16 protein-coding genes are annotated in these 16,123 nt (G+C 36.5%); 4 read left to right on the forward strand and 12 right to left on the reverse strand.

Annotation, left to right across the window (positions count from 1 at the left end):
* Positions 1-42: 42 nt before the first annotated feature.
* Positions 43-1,437: an alanine/glycine:cation symporter family protein gene (locus ACMZ42_RS00495; RefSeq protein ID WP_415730190.1), complete on the forward strand. Its 1,395-nt coding sequence runs from the start codon at positions 43-45 to the stop codon at positions 1,435-1,437.
* A 52-nt stretch (positions 1,438-1,489) separates the two neighbouring features.
* Here ACMZ42_RS00495 and ACMZ42_RS00500 read toward each other — a convergent pair whose 3' ends face one another.
* The 3 genes from ACMZ42_RS00500 to ACMZ42_RS00510 form a co-directional block, all read right to left on the reverse strand.
* A complete protein-coding gene (locus ACMZ42_RS00500) occupies positions 1,490-3,451 on the reverse strand; it encodes a methyl-accepting chemotaxis protein (protein ID WP_415730191.1) in 1,962 nt (653 codons plus the stop codon).
* A gap of 582 nt (positions 3,452-4,033) precedes the next feature.
* On the reverse strand, positions 4,034-5,995 hold the full coding sequence (locus tag ACMZ42_RS00505; RefSeq protein ID WP_415730192.1) for a methyl-accepting chemotaxis protein: 1,962 nt from the start codon (positions 5,993-5,995) through the stop codon (positions 4,034-4,036).
* A gap of 279 nt (positions 5,996-6,274) precedes the next feature.
* Entirely contained in the window at positions 6,275-7,954 is a 1,680-nt protein-coding gene (locus ACMZ42_RS00510) for a methyl-accepting chemotaxis protein (RefSeq protein ID WP_415730193.1), read from the reverse strand.
* A gap of 330 nt (positions 7,955-8,284) precedes the next feature.
* On the opposite strand from ACMZ42_RS00510, the gene ACMZ42_RS00515 reads away from it, so the two are divergent.
* Entirely contained in the window at positions 8,285-8,839 is a 555-nt protein-coding gene (locus ACMZ42_RS00515; protein WP_415730194.1) for a delta-aminolevulinic acid dehydratase, read from the forward strand.
* A 49-nt stretch (positions 8,840-8,888) separates the two neighbouring features.
* Here ACMZ42_RS00515 and ACMZ42_RS00520 read toward each other — a convergent pair whose 3' ends face one another.
* From ACMZ42_RS00520 to ACMZ42_RS00550, 7 genes are all read right to left on the reverse strand, one after another.
* Positions 8,889-9,425, reverse strand: a complete 537-nt coding sequence (locus ACMZ42_RS00520) for a DUF1572 family protein (RefSeq protein WP_415730195.1) — start codon at positions 9,423-9,425, stop codon at positions 8,889-8,891.
* Positions 9,426-9,536: 111 nt separating this feature from the next.
* Complete coding sequence (locus ACMZ42_RS00525) at positions 9,537-10,451, reverse strand: hypothetical protein (protein ID WP_415730196.1); 915 nt, start codon at positions 10,449-10,451, stop codon at positions 9,537-9,539.
* Positions 10,444-10,962, reverse strand: coding sequence for a sigma-70 family RNA polymerase sigma factor (locus ACMZ42_RS00530; protein ID WP_415730197.1), 519 nt, complete (start codon positions 10,960-10,962; stop codon positions 10,444-10,446). Before ACMZ42_RS00530 ends, ACMZ42_RS00525 begins: the two co-directional genes overlap by 8 nt.
* A 110-nt stretch (positions 10,963-11,072) precedes the next feature.
* A complete protein-coding gene (locus ACMZ42_RS00535) occupies positions 11,073-11,681 on the reverse strand; it encodes an SCO family protein (protein WP_415730198.1) in 609 nt (202 codons plus the stop codon).
* Positions 11,682-11,785: 104 nt separating this feature from the next.
* The gene (locus ACMZ42_RS00540) at positions 11,786-11,908 is read right to left on the reverse strand and encodes a YvrJ family protein (RefSeq protein ID WP_082337366.1); all 123 of its coding nucleotides are present in this window, start codon (positions 11,906-11,908) and stop codon (positions 11,786-11,788) included.
* Positions 11,909-11,995: 87 nt separating this feature from the next.
* A complete protein-coding gene (locus ACMZ42_RS00545; RefSeq protein ID WP_415730199.1) occupies positions 11,996-12,220 on the reverse strand; it encodes a DUF2922 domain-containing protein in 225 nt (74 codons plus the stop codon).
* A gap of 12 nt (positions 12,221-12,232) precedes the next feature.
* The gene (locus ACMZ42_RS00550; protein WP_370077541.1) at positions 12,233-12,448 is read right to left on the reverse strand and encodes a DUF1659 domain-containing protein; all 216 of its coding nucleotides are present in this window, start codon (positions 12,446-12,448) and stop codon (positions 12,233-12,235) included.
* A 118-nt stretch (positions 12,449-12,566) separates the two neighbouring features.
* On the opposite strand from ACMZ42_RS00550, the gene ACMZ42_RS00555 reads away from it, so the two are divergent.
* On the forward strand, positions 12,567-12,995 hold the full coding sequence (locus tag ACMZ42_RS00555; protein ID WP_415730425.1) for a DUF2621 domain-containing protein: 429 nt from the start codon (positions 12,567-12,569) through the stop codon (positions 12,993-12,995).
* A gap of 258 nt (positions 12,996-13,253) precedes the next feature.
* On the opposite strand, the gene ACMZ42_RS00560 is transcribed toward ACMZ42_RS00555, so the two are convergent.
* Both ACMZ42_RS00560 and ACMZ42_RS00565 read right to left on the reverse strand, forming a co-directional pair.
* Positions 13,254-13,862: a TetR/AcrR family transcriptional regulator gene (locus ACMZ42_RS00560; protein WP_415730200.1), complete on the reverse strand. Its 609-nt coding sequence runs from the start codon at positions 13,860-13,862 to the stop codon at positions 13,254-13,256.
* Between the two features lie 18 nt (positions 13,863-13,880).
* On the reverse strand, positions 13,881-15,389 hold the full coding sequence (locus ACMZ42_RS00565) for an MFS transporter (protein ID WP_415730201.1): 1,509 nt from the start codon (positions 15,387-15,389) through the stop codon (positions 13,881-13,883).
* A gap of 182 nt (positions 15,390-15,571) precedes the next feature.
* On the opposite strand from ACMZ42_RS00565, the gene ACMZ42_RS00570 reads away from it, so the two are divergent.
* Positions 15,572-15,997: a hypothetical protein gene (locus tag ACMZ42_RS00570; RefSeq protein WP_415730202.1), complete on the forward strand. Its 426-nt coding sequence runs from the start codon at positions 15,572-15,574 to the stop codon at positions 15,995-15,997.
* The last annotated feature ends 126 nt before the right edge of the window (positions 15,998-16,123 follow it).

The following is a 16,123-nucleotide window of genomic DNA, read 5'->3' on the forward strand; positions in this document are numbered from 1 at the left end:
AAACAGTGTAAACTGAAGCGTATTGAGATTGGAGGTAAGCAAATGGAATGGATTTCGAATATTGTAAATGATGCTAATAATGTTTTATGGACATATATCCTCATTATATTGTTATTAGTTGCAGGATTGTATTTTTCCTTTGGCACAAAGTTTGTGCAAATTCGACTTTTCCCTGAAATGTTTCGTTTAATAGTTGAAAAAAGAGAGGGAGAGTCAGGTGTTTCTCCGTTCCAAGCCTTTACGATTAGCGCTGCCTCGCGTGTAGGTACTGGGAATATTACAGGTGTTGCATTAGCAATTGGAGTAGGTGGACCTGGAGCGGTATTTTGGATGTGGATTATCGCCATATTAGGAATGGCGACTGCCTTTATAGAAAGTACGCTCGCACAGGTGTACAAAGTAAAGGACGGCAATACGTTCCGTGGTGGACCAGCTTATTATATGCAAAAAGCGTTAGGTCAACGTAAATTAGGGATTATTTTTGGTATTCTTTTAACGTTAAGCTTTGGCTTTATATTTAATGCGGTACAATCGAATACGATTGCAACTTCTGTAGGTGAAGCATTTCATATTAAGCCTTATATCATTGGTATAATGTTAGTTGTGTTAACGGCCATGATTATTTTTGGAGGCGTACATAGAATTGTAAAAGTTACGCAAGTACTTGTACCCGTGATGGCGGTTTTCTATTTAGCTGTAGCCTTATTTGTTATTGTAACGAATCTGACTGAAATACCTGCTGTTTTCAAGTTGATTTTCACACAAGCATTTGGTCTTCAGGAAGCTGCTGGTGGTGCGATTGGAGCTGCTATTATGCAAGGTGTACGCCGTGGCTTATTTTCCAATGAAGCCGGTATGGGTAGTGTCCCTAATGCTGCAGCGACAGCTAATACCTCACATCCTGCGAAGCAAGGTTTAGTGCAAAGTTTAGGTGTATTTTTTGATACAATTATGATTTGTTCTGCAACAGCGTTTATCATTATTTTAGCGGGTCTATATAATACTGGTGAAAGTAATGGAATTATTCTTACACAAAATTCTTTAGCTGTACATGTAGGTTCATGGGCTCCTTACTTTATCGCCATTGCTATTATTTTCTTTGCCTTTAGTTCCATCGTTGGAAATTACTATTACGGTGAATCTAATATTGAGTTTATGAATGCTCATAAAGGCTGGATGTTTATCTACCGTATTTTAGTTCTTGCTATGGTGATGTTTGGTTCTATTGCGCAGGTACAGCTTGTTTGGAACTTAGCAGATCTGTTCATGGGACTAATGGCTATAATCAATATAACAATCATCCTGTTACTTGGTAAAATTGCCTTCCTCGTGTTAGACGACTTTACAAAGCAAAAGAAAGCAGGAAAAAATCCTGTATTTTATGCAAAATCAATCCCAACATTGAAAAATACTGATTGCTGGGAAGAAGATCGATAATTAGTCAAAAACGCCATTCCTCAAGCGGAATGGCGTTTTTATTATGTCTGTATTAATATTTAAATTGACTAATTAGCTGTTTTAGCTCATCTGCCATATGCGCAAGAGCTTGTGCAGAAGCATTAATTTCTTCCATCGAAGCTAATTGTTCCTCTGTAGACGCTGCAACGTCCTCTGAAGCAGCTGCATTTCCTTGTGCTGAGAATGCCAAATCCTCCGTAACGGCTGTCACTTCTTGTACACTTGCCGACATTTGTTCAGATGCAGAAGATACCTCTTCCATTTTAGGCGTAATTTTATCCATGCTTGTCTTAATCACTTGGAATTTCGTGATGGCTTCATCTGATACATGTAGTCCATTTTGAACATCCTCTGTAACTGTTGCCATGATGTTTACAGATTGTTCTGTTTCTAATTGAATGCCATGGATTAGCTCGAAAATTTGCTTTGCAGATTCCTGTGATTGCTCCGCCAGTTTTCTTACTTCATCAGCCACTACTGCAAAGCCTTTCCCGTGCTCTCCTGCTCTTGCTGCCTCAATCGCTGCATTGAGAGCAAGTAAATTCGTTTGATCTGCAATGCTTGTAATCACATCTAAAATGGACGTAATTTGCTTAGAGCGTTCATATAGTGATTGGATTTTCGTGTTTGAATCAGTTACCGATACATGAATAGACTGCATTTGATCTTTTGTATCTCGGACTGCCTTTCCACCTTCATCTGCTTGTAGCGTTGCATGCTGTGAAAGATCGGTCACAGTAGAAGAGATCTCTGCAATATGAAGAATGGCCTTCGAAAGCTCCTGTAACGATTCTGCATTCTTATTGGCACTCGTCGTTTGCGTGTCCGCGCTCGTTGCAACATCTTGAATCGAAATGGCCACTTTTTCTGTAGCAATGCTCGTTTGGTTAGCATTGGCTGTTAGTTCTTCTGCCGACGAAGCTACCTCTTCGGCATTTTGTTCAATTTTTTGAATAAGAGTTCTTAAACTATCTTGCATATCGTTAAAGGCTTGCCCTAACTGTCCAATTTCGTCATGAGAAGTGATTGTCACTTTCTCTGTTAAATCACCTTCACTAATGGTTACTGCACTATCCTTTAGTAATCTAATCGGTTTTATAATTGCCTTCATGACAAAAAAGAATACAATCGAACTGATTACAATCGCAGCAATTAGTACGAGAAACGTTTTTTTCAAAATGGGTGATGCTGATTGGTCAATTTCCTTTGCAAAAATTGTCCCTGTGATTTTCCAATTTGTCAGTTCATTCGTTGTATAGAACATAATACGGTCATCACCGTCAAAGACATAATCATACGTGCCAGATTTGCTGTCATACATTTGATTAAGGAAGCTCTCGTTTAATTCCTTACCTGCTTCTAATGTAGGATGTGAAATGACCAAGTTATTTTCACCAAAAATAGAAGAATATCCATTTTTCCCTATTTTTATAGAGTCCGAAACTTTTTGAAGGTCTGTCAATTTTAAATCAATGGCCACTACCCCAGATTGATCTTTTACCTGGCGAGCTACTGTTACGACCATATCTCCAGTCCCTGCATCTATGTAAGGGTTCGTAATTAAAGTCTCACCTTTTAATTCCTTAGCCTTTTTATACCAATCTCTTTCTAAAGGATTATAATCCGCGTTATTTATTTTTGGTTCTTGAATAAATGTTCCGTCATTTGTTCCAACATAAATGCTTAAAACATCTGGACTCAGCTTCATATATTCCTGAAAATTTGGTAGTATTTTAGTTTCCTTCTGATCGTACTTAGAAGAATTTATTTCCTCGCTAAAAGTAACGATTTCATTCATTTTTGTACTAATAGCACTATCAATTAACGTATTCAAAATTTTAACACTTTCATCCGCACTAAAAAGTATTTCTTCTTTTATCGAATTTTTTGCTGAAAGATACGATAAGCTTCCTACAGAAATAACTGGGATTAGTAAGATAAGAGCAAATAACGTGTAGAGCTTACCCTTAAAGCTTCCAAATAATCGTTTCATACAACAGCTCCCCTTTTGTCTTTACTAGTTCATAAAATGTGTTTTGTCCAATTTTGTGGTTTCTTTTTAGACTCAAAGAAGCCCCTAGCACATAACCTCCCCTTCTCTTATCGATTAAATTTTCTTCTTATGTTTTTATCGGACAAAATACTTAAATTTAAAACAACTTTTTTCATTTTTTTGATTTAACTAGGCTTCATTATAAGCTTTCAGAAGAAAAACCAGGTGCCATCTATCGACAACGAAAAATCAATGTAGAATCTGTTTTTAGATTCTTAAAGACTAATTTTCGTTTCATTCGATTTTCTTTCCGTAGTAAATAAAAGGTTGAAAACGAAATAGGCTTTGTATTGACGCCATTAATTCTCCGGAAATAGACTACCATTATTAAATAAGGTAAAGAACATAGAATGACTTGGTCAAACAAGAAAAAAGAGAAATCGTTACTTTTCGATTTCTCTTTTTCTTTGCCGAAGAGCCATACTTTATTAAAAATGAAACCTTCATCTCATTGACACAATAGTTTTAATAATATGGAACGCCACCCCTCAAATGAGGAATGGCATTCTTTTCGTATATCTATTAATATTTAAATTGACTAATGAGCTGTTTTAACTCATCTGCCATATACGCAAGCGCTTGTGCAGAAGCATTAATCTCTTCCATTGAAGCTAATTGTTCCTCTGTAGACGCTGCAACGTCCTCTGAAGCAGTCGCATTTCCGTGTGCTGAGAATGCCAAATCCTCCGTAACGGCTGTTACTTCTTGTACACTTGCTGACATCTGTTCAGAGGCAGAAGATACCTCTTCCATTTTAGGAGTAATTTTATCCATGCTTGTTTTAATCATTTGGAATTTAGTAATGGCTTCATCTGATACTTGTAATCCATTTTGAACATCTTCTGTAACTTTTGCCATGATGTTTACGGATTGTTCTGTTTCTAATTGAATACTATTAATTAGCTCGAAAATTTGCTTTGCAGATTCCTGCGATTGCTCCGCTAACTTTCTTACTTCATCAGCAACAACAGCAAAGCCTTTTCCGTGCTCCCCTGCTCTTGCTGCCTCTATCGCTGCATTGAGTGCAAGTAAGTTCGTTTGATCTGCAATGCTTGTAATTACATCTAAAATGGATGTAATTTGCTTAGAGCGTTCATGTAGTGTTTGAATTTTCGTATTTGAATCGGTCACAGATACATGAATAGACTGCATTTGATCTTTTGTATCCTGGACTGCCTGTCCACCTTCATCTGCTTGTAGCGTCGCGTGCTGTGAAAGATCTGTCACAGTAGAAGAGATCTCCGCAATATGAAGAATAGCCTTAGAAAGCTCCTGTAACGATTCTGCATTCTTATTCGCACTCGTCGTTTGCGTGTCTGCGCTTGAAGCAACATCTTGAATTGAAATGGCCACTTTTTCTGTAGCAATGCTCGTTTGGTTAGCATTGGCTGTTAGCTCTTCTGCTGACGAAGCTACCTCTTCGGCATTTTGTTCAATTTTTTGAATAAGAGTTCTTAAACTGTCTTGCATATCATTAAAAGCTTGACCTAGCTGTCCAATCTCGTCATGGGAAGTGATTGTCACTTTCTCTGTTAAATCACCTTTACTAATGGTTACTGCACTATCTTTTAGTAATCTAATCGGTTTTATAATGGTCTTCATAACAAAAAAGAATACAATCGAACTGATTGCAATCGCAGCAATTAATACGAGAAACGTATTTTTCAAAATGGGTGATGCTGATTGGTCAATTTCCTTTGCAAAAATTGTCCCTGTGATTTTCCAATTTGTCAGTTCATTCGTTGTAAAGAACATAATACGGTCATCACCGTCAAAGACATAATCATACGTGCCAGATTTGCTGTCATACAGCTGATCGAGGAAGCTTTCTTTTAACTCGCTACCCGGTTCTAAAGTCGGGTGTGAAATGACCATCTTATCTTCACCAAAAATAGAAGAATATCCATTTTTTCCGATACTAATAGAGCTTGCGATTTTTTGAAGGTTTGTCAATTTTATATCAATTGCAACTACCCCAGATTGATCCTTTAACTGACGAGCAATTGTTACGACCATATCTCCAGTTCCAGCATCTATATAGGGATTCGTAATTAAAACTTCTCCCTTTAATGCTGTAGTTTCTTTATACCAGTCTCGTTCCAAAAGATTATATTCGGCGCTATTCGATTTTGGTTCTAGAAATAATGTTCCCTCATTTGTTCCAATATAAATGCTCAGAACATCTGGATGTAGCTTTATATATTGTTGGAATTTTGTATGTACTGCAGATCCCTGCTGTTCATATTTAGAAGAATCTATTTCCTCGCTAAACACATTCATGTCGTTTATTTTTTCACTAATGGTATTATCAATCAACGTATTCAAAATTTTAACACTTTCATCTGCACTAAAAAGTATTTCTTCCTTTAACGAATCTTTTGCTGAAAGATACGATAAGCTTCCTACAGAAATAACTGGGATTAATAAGATAAGAGCAAATAATGTGTAGAGCTTACCCTTTAAGCTTCCAAATAATCGTTTCATGCAACAGCTCTCCTTTTGTCTTTACTAGTTTTTAAATGTGTTTTATCCAATTTTGTGGTTTCTTTTTAGACTCAAAGAATCCCCCAGCACACAACCTCCCCTTCTCATATCGATTAAATTTTCTTCTTTTGTTTTTATCGGTCGAAATACTTAAATTCAAACACCTTTTTTCATTTTTTTGATTTTCTCGACATAAATCGATCTCTCCGCGCCACTATCCACTAAAGATAGAACCCCTATGAATCATTCTTTATGTATGATTCATAGGGGTTCTATGCGTTAATATTTAAATGCCTGAATTGATTCTTGTAAGTCAATCGCCATTTTTGCCAAATGTGTAGAGGCTGCAGCTACTTCTTCCATCGCTGCATTTTGTTCCTCAGAGGATGCTGCAACACTTTGAACATTGCTACTCGATTGCATTGATACTTCGCTAATGTAGTCAATTTCTTTTACAAGTTTTTCGATATCTTGATGGATCATTCGAATAGCAGCTGTAACTGATTCGGTTTGAGTTTGTACATCATTAATGGCATCGTCAATTTGTATAAAATTATCTCTTGCTACATTTACTTTTTCACGACCAAGCATTACTGAATCATTACTACTGATCATATCTTCCTCGATAATTCTTGTATCTTCAGTAATTTGCAAAACAACCTTTTCAATATCTACTGCTGCTAAGTTCGATTTATCTGCTAGCTTCCGTACCTCTTCTGCTACTACGGCAAAGCCCTTGCCATGCTCACCGCTTCGTGCTGCTTCTATAGAGGCGTTGATAGCCAATAGATTTGTTTGGGTAGCAATATTTTTAATAACATTGACTGCTGAGACGATTGCTGCTGTATTTTCGTCTAAGTCTTTAACACGTGTACTTAACTCTGCTGTATTATCCGCAATTTCATTCATCTGTTCAATGACATTACGAACTGAGGAACGTCCTATGCTAGCCATATTTTTAGTTTCTACCGTTGCACCGTTCACATGATCAATACTCGTTGATATGTCATTCATTTTTTTCAAAATGTGAGAGGATAAGTTACGTACATCACCTGTCAATGTATCCTGTTCTTCAATACCATGGGCAATATCTTGAATCGATTCTGAGACAACTTCTGTTGCTTGTGTCACTTCCATACTACTCGCTGTGAGTTGCTCGGAAGTTGCCGCTACCTGCTCGGATGAATTAGCGACATGCTTCATAGTATTGCTAAGCTTTTCGGACATCGAATTAAACGAAGCTGCCAGCTGTGCAAACTCATCTTTTGTTTTAAATTGCAGGTGCGTTTGTAAATTACCATTTGAGAATTTGTCCATTTCTACTACAGTTTGTTGAATATTTTTCGCGACTCTACGACCAAAAACTGTCGCAATAATAATGCTTATAAGTAAGGAAACAATTGCTAGTACGGCAATTTCTTTGCCACTGTTGTCGCCTTTTTGCTTAGTAGCCTCTATACGCGCCTGCATTTCGTCCTGTTGAGCCGTTGCCATCGTTTTCCCAAACTCAACAAGCTTTAGCGAGCCTTTTCCTAAAATCGGTAATGCCAACTCCTGAGCTTGCTGTTTTTCACCACTTTGAAAAAGCGGTACAATTTGTTCATCTATAGGTTTTTCCCATTCCTCTAACTGCTTTAAAAACTGTTCAAAGTCCATATTTTTATGTCCAAGTTCTTCAATACGATGAATAGATTTATGTAAAGTATCTCTTATTTCGAGATGATTATTGAGCATGTCTTCTTTACCATATAACATATACCCCCGGATGGCAGCGTTTGCCCGAACCGTTTGGAAGGAAATATCATTATACAAGTTGATTAATTCCGTCTTTTTTTCGATTTCCGCAAGTGTTTGTTTATTATCATTTAAAAAGTACATAGCAATACTAGTAATTAGTAATAGAAATACTAACACTATACCAAAAGAAAATTGCAGTTTTCGTTCTACCGTTGATTTCATACGACTCCCTCTATTCCCTTTTAACATTAATCATCTTGAGTATAGACTAAATATCCCAATCTTCCCACGAGAAATGCGTCTTTTATCATAAATTAACACAAAAATTTTACAAAAATAAAACACATCACCAAATGTCTTGACTTCTCTAAATTCTATATCGCAGTATTAGTATTGCAAAAATGAACACATAGCAAGTCACTCAACCAAAAATGTTCCTACGGCTATCCGGTTTTAAAAAAATAGTCAGTGAGCTTTTATCATTCATTTGGTTATAACTTCCAATTTTAGATATACTATTACCATAAGTATAAATAAAGGAGAATATTAGAAATGAGTAAGCCAGATTTGTATGTTAGTTTAGTAGTAGGCTCAAATTGTGATATCGAATCACTTGCATTGCGCTCAGTACTCGAATCATTTGGTGTTCGAGTAACACTTCATTTAATAGGAAGACCAAATGATTTTATTGATGTTTTATCTGGAGAAGATTTAGATGATCGAGTAGATTATTTAATTTTAAACTTCCACGGGGATGAAGGACGTTTTTGCATGCCTGAGCTAGGTGCAGATATTTATGAGTTAAATGAACCACGAGGTGAATTTTTCGGTCCTCAAGAGGTCTTAAAATATAGTAAATTAAAAGATCTGAAGGTTATTGCCTCTGGCTGTACTTTAGGTGAAAAACAGCTAGCAACTGCGTTTTTAAAAAGTGGTTGCCATTCATATTTAGGACCGGATGATTACATAGATGGCAATGCAAACTTAATGTTTCTTATAAGATTTATGTACGAAATTATTGCTAATGAGCGAACACAGCAAGAAGCCTTTGAAATCACAAAATCAATTGACGAAGAAACTTCAATGTATCAACTTTATTTTGCTTAGAAGACAAATCAAAAAAAATCGTAGCATATGCATGCTACGATTTTTTTATTTATTGTTGATGTTTTTTTACCATAGACTCTGTAAAAGCCTGAGATTGCCCCTTTGGAATACTTAATGTTTCCCAATCAGAGCCCTTTAGTTGCTTAGCGATGTAAACAATTTGACCGACATGTTGTGAGTAGTGGGACATTTGTCTTTCGATAGCGTCTATCACTGAATGCCTCTCTCCTCTTATCGTTACAAATCCTTGTAAATCAGCTTCCGTTAATCCTTGTAAAGCGTCTAAAAATACTTGCCAACCCTTTTCCCATACCATCATTACCTCTTCTTTTGTCTGAAGGCTATCGGTAAATTCACCGTCACGATTTCTCATTGCTTTCTCGCCATCTGTCGTTAGAAAGTCCGTCCATCTCGATATCATATTACCACTAACATGTTTTACGATAACGGCAATGCTATTGGATTCTTCGTTAAAAGCCCAATGCAGTTGTTCGTGATCCAATTGTATGAGTGTTTTATCGCCTTGTTCTTTCACACTTTTAAACCTTTTCTGAATAACATTTAAATAAGTCTGCCCCATACTCATTCGTAAACGCCCCCATTATTTTATATCAACTTTCTTGGCTACTGAAAACATTGTCTCCCCCTTAAATCTAAGTTTAACTAGTTTAATAAGATTGTGAAGGGAAATATTACTTTACAAATCGTTACCCAATATAAATTCTTTTACAAGCTCAATCATTTTCTTTTGCATATCTTCCTGATCTGCATGTTCTAATTGATATCCAACGTGGAAAACATAACCGTGATAATAAGTGTAAAGCTCATTGGCTTCATTGCTAGTTAGACGAACCTTCTTATTTTTTATATCAAAGTCATAGTAAAAATAAGACAATCTACCACTATCAGGTGTAGCGATTGGATGAAATAATGGACTTTCTCCGATTAAACCCTCATTCTTAATAGTATTGCCTAAAAAATCACTAATATCATGTGTAATATCATAATTTGCTAATGGATTACTATCTACATTAGTGACTGTAAAAATAGCAAATTGTTGATCTTTACCACTTAATGCTTTTTGTAAATAAGTAAATTGCAATTGATTTTGTAAGCGACCATTAGTCATTTCTGAAGTTACAGCATAAACTTCCTGTATATTGGCCTTAAAAGGTAGTTTCTTAGGATCAATCGGATGAACGTTATTCCCCAATACTGTGGCTACCTCTTGCATTGCTTCAAAACCTTTCACAGGCTCGTAAAATTTTGGGTTTTTACGGTCATTGAGACGATCAGCTGTTTGAAAATACTGACTATAGGTTACCATAGATCCTTTGACCTCGGTGTTAAATAGATCTGTTAATTGTTTAGACACTTCCTTCCCTTCTATTTGCGAAGTATCAGTTGTCATTTTTAAAATATCATATTTTGTTAGCTGCAAGGCGACGAACAATAAAACGGAACAGGTAATGGTCAATGTGACAATACGATAGGACCAACGATGTCTCTTTGGCGAAGATTGTTCTTCATTAATTTTTATTTTTACGTTTCGAATAATTGCTTCTTTATGCACAGATATATCCTTTAACTCTCTTAATGTATGCTTATCCATTAAACAGTACCTCCCATTCGATATCCTGAAGATCAATTTTTAATAGCTCTTTACCTTTTTTCAGCCGTGATTTGACCGTACCTTCAAGAATTTCAAGTAGTTTCGCAATTTCTTTAATCGACATATCCTCTAAATAAAAATACACAATAGGTTCTCGTTGCTTTAACGGTAATTTCAAAATGGCTTCATCTAAAATCGTTTGTTCATCCTGTTGAATAAGCGTGTCTTTTAGAACGGATTTTTGCTTAGGGAAAAGCTTGGATTGAACTGAAATTTTCCGATATACCCAGCTTTTTAAATAATCCTTACTTTTATTTATGGTCATACGTGCTAAGTAAGCCCTCATCTCTCCTCTTTCTTCATAATGCTTTTGATGATGATAAAATTTAATAAAAACATCTTGAACAATATCCTCAGCTATTTGTAGATCTTTCGAATAGTAGTAAGCGATTCGAAATAAATGCTCTGTATGTAGTTCCATTAGTTGCTCTAAATATTCTGTATCAGACAAAATCTCTCCCTCCTTCTACACTATAAACGAGGCTAAAGTTATAAAAGATTAAATTTGAACCACAAAAAAAACCGTCTCTTCATAATATTGAGACGGTTTCCTTCTATCCATTATAAATTTTCATCAATATATGTTTCTATATCTGATGCAATTGTGTCAATAGGGACATCCTCGGCATTATCTGCAAACCCAGAATACATTTTTACGATTTTGCCATCTTTATCAACTAAGAAAAATTGATTTCCGTGTACCACTTGGTCGGTGTTAGGATCATCTTTTACCCATATTTTAGTTGATTTGACTGCGAACTGTTCGATATATTTTTGTGAATATCCAGTAAGTAGATTCCATTTTGATTCATCTGGAACATTATATTTGCCTAAATACTTAGCTAATATTTCTGGCTTATCTACATCAGGATCAATTGAAAACGCAACAATATTATAATCTTCCACACCTTTTTTCTTCAGCTTTTCTTGAACTTGCGTCATATTAAAGGTCATTGGTGGGCAAATCGATGTACAATTTGTAAAAATATACATACCAATCCACGGTTTCCCTTTTAAACTATCTAAAGAAACTTTTTCTCCGCGTTGATCGACATGTTCAAAATCTGGTAACTCCAAGCTATAATCTGCTTTAAATTTTGTATTTCCACACGCACTGAGCACTGCAGCTAATGCAAAAAGTAGAACAAGCCCAATTATTTTATTTCTCATCTTTAACACGCTCCCTACTTACACTATCCTCATCCTATCGTACGATGTAAATATTGGCAAGGACACTCAAGTGACAGCTTTCGTACATCTTTGTGAAATAGATTTCACTTTAAGGAAACCAGTGCATCATGGATTGCATCTAATTTAACTTCTACTCGGTGCAGTAAATAAAACGACACTAAGATAGGAAAACCGATATCTGATATCATGTTTAACCACTGTTCCATGTTGACCCCTCCTTCACACTAAGCTTATTAAAACCATTATTGTCGAAAATGGTCCTTGCAGGAAATTCTGCAAAGACCATTTTGTGACTATTCGATCTCTAATTCAAATTCTCTTACTTGTCGATCAACGATGCGAGCCCCAGTCATTGCAACCAGAGCACTAGCTTGTCCATCAAAAACATTTTTAGCGATGATCGTTTGCATGACCTGTTGAATTTCCTCCGCTGATACATTCGGCTTCGGCGCATCAATCGCTATCGTTGTCGTTTTCCCTGCTGCTGTCTCAAATTGCAGCTCTAAAACTTGTGTCATAGCTTTCCCCCCTTAGGATAAATCTGTTGTTTCTTGTTTTACAATGCTATCTAGTGCGTGTGAAGATAGACTTGCAATAGCCTTTGCTACCTCTACTAAATCTTCTGCTGAATGCGAGCCGTTTAAATTGCGGTACGTTTTAATTGTAAACATGGGCTCGTTTTGTGCATTGTGTCCAGCGACATACTTTAAGCGTAGTGTAGCACCTACGAAATTGACTTTTGCCATGAGCGTCACCTCCTTTACACAATATATACTGACTTATTGCTAAAAAAGGGACATTTAGGATGGATTTTTTTCTGCAAGCTTTTATAATAGAGTAAGAGAAGGCGAAGAGGTGAACGATTTGTTAACTGGTTGGTTTTTATGGTTTATCCTATTTTGGGTAGTTGTGCTTATTTCATTTATGGCGATAGGCGGATTTTTCATGTTCCGCAAATTTTTAAAGGCATTACCGAAGCAGGACGGTAAATCTGATTTAGATTGGCAAGAGTATTATTTAGATAAAACCATTCATTTATGGGGACAACCTGAGAAGGAGCTTTTATATGAACTTGTAAGTCCTGTACCTGAGCTATTTAGACAAGTAGCTAAGGAAAAAATAGCAGGAAAAATTGGCGAGCTTGCTTTAGAAGAAAAGGCACCTGCCATAAACCATGATTTGATTATTCGTGGCTATATCCAAGCAACACCTAAGCGCGACCATAAATTTTTACGCAAAAAATTAGATGAAATGCAAATTGACATCGCCCCATATGAACATTTGTTTGATTAATGGTACGCTGCACAATGATATGTGCAGCGTTTTTACTGACCTTAGTTAAGTTTGATCAAATACTTAATTAGTTCTTCTGGTAGTCTAGAATAATTTTAGGCCTTTACAGCTCTCTCTTCTCGTATTTTTAATGCTTTTATGATTGCTACATAGTTGATCTCCACAAATGCTAAACGAACAAACATAACAATTGGTGTGAGAAACGGTTTATAGCATTTATGTTAAACTTTTGGGGTCACTTCACAATCGAATTCTTTTCTATTTCTTTGGTGCAATGCCATTCACGATAATTGGTTTAATTCGTTCTATCCAAGCATCTGCCGATATTTGCTCGTCATTAATTAAAATGGTGTAAAAATAGGATCCGCCTATAATATCGATAAGATGGTCAATATTAATATCACGATCAATTTCACCTCTTTCTATTCCTTTTTCTATAATTTCTATGAGCACTTTTCTTCTAGGGATGATGAATTGCTCCTTATAGACTTCCATCAAGGCAGGATTTTCGATCATTCCAGACACTATTTTTTTCAACGTATGAGGTGATGAAATTGCCGCATCGTTCGCAACATCAACCATTCCATGGAGAACCGTAGTAAAATCAATTAAGAAATTTCCTGTGTCGGGTATCTCAATCTCATCAGCTATGGTACCAATTGCTTCGGAAATCAATTCCTCCTTTGATTTCCAATGTCTATATATGGTCATTTTTCCAACGCTAGCCGCCTTTGCAACCCCCTCAATGCTTAACCCATGTACACCCTCATTCCTTAATATCTCTCTTGTCGCCGCAAGAATAGCCTCATGTGATTTTTTACTACGGGGCCGACCCGGACTTTTTTTCGTATAATCAGATATTTTCATATTTTAGTCTCCTACAAGTTACTTTTTTTCTTTAAATGATGGCAGAAATAGTATTGTTGTAATGATACCTACGATAGTAACTATGATACCAATTATCAAAGCTATTTTCATCCCGTCAAGAAAGGCATTTCCTGCATGTGTTAATAACTGTTCCTTCATCGGCATTTCAAGTTTTAGTGCTATTTGTTTAGCTGCACCGATTGATTGTTGTGCATGTTTTAATAATGAATTAGGCATTTGATTTAGTGAGTTAGCTAAATCACGTTCATAATTATAGGTAATGACACTTCCCATTAAGGCAATTCCGAGAGTACCACCTACCTGCCGAAGGGCATTATTCACAGCTGAACCAATTCCAACTTCCTGAAGTGGCATCGATTCCATCACTGCATCCATTGCAGGGGCAAGCATTAATCCCATTCCAAAACCTATGACGATGAAACTTACGACTAGATTACTATATGTGCTGTCACCATTAAGCATAGACATGATATACAAACCGACCGCTGTCACAAATAATCCAGCCACGATTATCCACTTCGTTCCAATCTTACTAGTAATCCCATTACTAATTAATGTACCAACAACATATGCCCCGATAAATGGCATCAGTCTTACACCTGTTTCGAGAGGTGTAAGGTTAAAGAAGAATACCATATATTGTGTAACAAAAAAGAGTAAACCAGATAAAACAAACATAACAACACAACCGGCTACAGTCGCCCACGTAAAACGTTTATTTTTAAATAGGGATAAATCAAGCATCGGATGTTTGATTGTTCTTTGATACATAACAAAGAAGATCAATAATATTAGACCAATAATTATGGAAAGTAACGTTTCCCAACTAAGCCAGCCTTTTTCAGGTCCTTCTGTTATTCCATAAACGATTAGCATAAGGCCAAGTCCGGAAAGTATCATGCCACTCCAATCTAATTTAGGACTAGCGGTATCCTTTGATTCAGGTACAAGGAAAATAACACCTACTAAAGTGACAGCGATAATTGGCAAATTAACAAAGAAAATAGATTCCCATGCGTAATGTTCAAGTAAAAATCCGCCAACTAGAGGCCCGATTAACAATCCAACTCCCATTCCGGCTGCCCAGATAGAAATGGCTTTTCCCCTTTCATTATTAGGAAAGATAGTGGGTACAATAGACATCGTTAATGGCAACATAATAGCTGCTGCTATTCCCATTAAAGCTCTTGCGACGATTAACATTTCTGTACTATCCGACATTCCAGCCATGATGGATGTAATTCCAAACAGAATTAATCCTATAAGCAATACCTTTTTCCTTCCATACTTATCACCAATACTGCCCGCGGACAAAAGAAATGCTGCTAAAAACAAAATATAAATATTCATAATCCATTGTAGATCCGTTGTACTTGCATCCAATTCTTTCACAAACACAGGTAAAGCCACAGTAAGAATAGTTGTATCAAACCCTATCACTAGCAAACCAATGATCAATACAGATAATGCCCACCATCTACGTTTATACACATTTTTTTGATTCATTTTCTACACCCCTCCATTTATAATACGATACTGTATAGTATCATTATATGTGTGGTTGATAAAAAATGCTACACAAGGCTTCACCTTAATTCGAAAATCCTTCGCAAATTTGCACAAACTTCGCATTCACTTTCCTTAAACGCGACCATAAATTTTTACGCAAAAAATTAGAGGAAATGCAATTGACATCACCCCATATGATTATCTATTTGATTGATAATATGCTGCACACTGATTTGTGCAGCGTTTTTAGAAAAATTTCCTTCAGTTCAATAAAAGCCGGTTCAGCGATATACTTGACTGCTCTATCATTCGCTTTGCGAGGGAAATGTGAATTTAAAAACGTACATGCGCAAAGAATCCCGTACTATAAAAGTACAGGATTCTTATCCACCACTTTGACTCTTCTTTCCGTCGTTCCGGTAATTCTTTCCGTCGCTCTGATTTCTATCCACCACTTTGACTCTTCTTTCCGTCGCTTGGACGACTCTTTCCGTCACTTCGGCAATTCTATCCGTCGCTCTGATTTCTATCCTTCACTTTGGCTCTTCTTTCCGTCGCTTGGACGACTCTTTCCGTCACTTCGGCAATTCTATCCGTCGCTCTGATTTCTATCCTTCACTTTGACTCTTCTTTCCGTCGCTTGGTCGATTCTTTCCGTCGCTCCAGCAACTCCATCCGTCGCTCTAATTTCTATCCGTCACTTTGATTCTTCTTTCCGTCGTTTCTGTCTT

This window comes from Lysinibacillus sp. NPDC056185 (assembly GCF_047737915.1).
In the GTDB taxonomy this organism is placed as follows: domain Bacteria; phylum Bacillota; class Bacilli; order Bacillales_A; family Planococcaceae; genus Lysinibacillus.